This is a genomic window from Salinivibrio sp. SS2 (assembly GCF_001722075.1).
GTDB lineage: Bacteria > Pseudomonadota > Gammaproteobacteria > Enterobacterales > Vibrionaceae > Salinivibrio > Salinivibrio proteolyticus.
The window spans coordinates 1-2212 of sequence record NZ_MEBP01000048.1; the positions used below are offsets into that span (position 1 = coordinate 1).

2 protein-coding genes and 1 pseudogene are annotated in these 2212 nt (G+C 43.3%); 2 read left to right on the forward strand and 1 reads right to left on the reverse strand.

Translation table 11 applies throughout. The features are described from left to right. Window positions 1-18: 18 nt before the first annotated feature. Both BGK46_RS17100 and BGK46_RS02520 read left to right on the forward strand, forming a co-directional pair. Window positions 19-186, forward strand: a pseudogene (locus tag BGK46_RS17100) (IS5/IS1182 family transposase); the annotation flags it as partial. A gap of 32 nt (window positions 187-218) precedes the next feature. Next, window positions 219-1733 carry a hypothetical protein gene (locus BGK46_RS02520; protein WP_175418627.1) on the forward strand — a complete coding sequence of 505 codons (1515 nt, stop codon included), beginning with the start codon at window positions 219-221 and terminating at the stop codon, window positions 1731-1733. 269 nt (window positions 1734-2002) lie between these two features. Here the strand turns inward: BGK46_RS02520 and BGK46_RS17105 are convergent. Further along, the coding region (locus tag BGK46_RS17105; protein WP_139130716.1) for an IS30 family transposase at window positions 2003-2212 on the reverse strand (210 nt) is incomplete at its 5' end.

The following is a 2212-nucleotide window of genomic DNA, read 5'->3' on the forward strand; positions in this document are numbered from 1 at the left end:
AAAAGAGAATAAGGTGATCACAAACGCTCGCTGGAAGAAACAGGCATGTCTCGATACAAAACGTTAATCAGCTCTCAGCTGACACTACGTGATTACGATGCACAAGTTGGCGAAGCATTGGCCAACGTGAAAGCAATAAACAAAGTCATAAGACTTGGTATGCCTGTTAGTTACCGAGTTGATTGATGGGGGCAACCCCATTGGGATCAGTGCGTTAGGTGAATGATTTGATCAACAACGCCGAGTCGGATAGCGATAAAACTGGTGACTCAGCGCAACCATTAACCCATACCGTTAAGTTTGATCCGACTACCCGCCAACGTGAATCATGGCCTGCTATTGCCGAACAATACGACTTGTCCGCTAAGCAGCTGTTGGAGTTGAACCCACAGTATCACGCTGAACCGATGTCATTGGCGGTAGGTGATTTGCTAACTGTGAAGGGTTCGCAACCACAAGACATTGAAAAGAAAACTATTTATGAGCTACCACCTGAGAGCCCTAAGCCATTTAATCATCCTCTGAACACTTACTATGACTATACAGAGCGCTGTTTAGTTGATACTTCAACAGTCGCTATTAATCATAAAAGATTAGTCCCAAAAGAGGTGACCGTTGTTAATATCAAAAAGGTATCTGATGTTGCAACTGAATTTGAGCTTGGCTTCACTCAAGTAGAAAAAACTCAGCCCCTCGACGACTATTGGCAAAACCTTTTTTCCTCAGATACAAGTGACTACACCCAGAAGCTTTTGACGAAATACAATACACATTTGAACAACCCTGTCCGTCAAGGGGAAATTGTAGTCGTACTAACCAAAGAACCATCCACTGAAACACAGAGAAGTAAGCTGTCGGCTCTTATTGAAGAAGCAACAGCAGCAAGTACAGAGTTAGCAAAATTAACTGAAGAGCAAGTTTCCACCGTTAATCGTCACTTTGAATTGCTAGATTTTTATGCTGACGAAGCCATGAAAAAAGTAAGCAAAGATGGCTTACCAAGTGATTTATATGCTTATGCTTCCATGGGAATTGGTGCTGTAGCTGTAGGAATTGAGCAACATTTAAAAAATATCAATAACATACTTTTGGAAATTAACCACCTCTACGTCTCTCAGGTGGCGATGGCGAGCCGTGTTGGTGGTATTAACTATGGTTCTTTTGTCGCTGAGCGAGCCTCACTATTTCAAAAACTAGATGGAAGCTTTGCTGCATTATCTCGACGTAGCGTTAAAATCCCTGTCTATACACAAATTAAGCGCAATCTCAAACTATCCACGCGCTCTGTCGTTCATCATGCCGATGAAATTATCGCAAAAGGCTTCGTACCTAATTTAGGTAAACGTATGGCAAATGTCGCAATCGGTATTGGAGCTTCCCGTGGCGTCGGCTATGTGGGGCTGTTGCTTGGCGGCGCAAGTGGCGTGAAGAATATTTATGACGCCTGCTCCGTCGATGGATCAGGGGAATGTGGCAAAGTCACTACTCGTGAAGTAGCCGGATTTTTTGGTGGTGTCGGTGGAGGAACTGTTGGCGGCAGTATAGCAGCTGCAGGCACTATATTGGTACTGGGTGTTGTTGGAGTAACGTCTGCACCTGTATTAGCAGTTGCATCTATCGGTGCTTTTGTTGTGGGTGGCTCTGTGGGTGGAATTACAGGTACAACTATTGGAAAATCCTTTGGTGATATCCTTTATGAAAAGGTTATCGACCTTAAAGAGTTGATTGAATAGTTTGTAGAGGATTGGCTTTGAATAACTTTTTTGAGCACGCTTATACTATTATTACAGGAATATTTGCTGCATATGTGATCATATGGTCTGTTCCTGCAGTAATTATGAGCGCAATGGTCTCGCTAGGAAGCATTGAAAGAATTGTTTTCATCGATAAGCAGTTAGCCAAGAATCTAGATAAATACTATGACGAAAAAGGCTATATGAGATGGAAATATCAAATGTCCTATTCTATTGGGACTAGATTATTTGGCTACTGGCTCGCGGATTCAACTGCGAAGTGCAACACTCTCGTCTGCAGCCTGACATAACTTGTTAAAGATAACGCTAGGCTGCCTAAAACCAAGACATTTTCTTGGTCGAGCATTCAAGCGGGCCACAGCTTGCATCACCTCTTCTTCTGTGATTTCACGCAGGTCAGTGCCCTTGGGAATATACTGCCTGAGCAGCCCGTTACTGTTTTCGTTTAAACCTCGCTC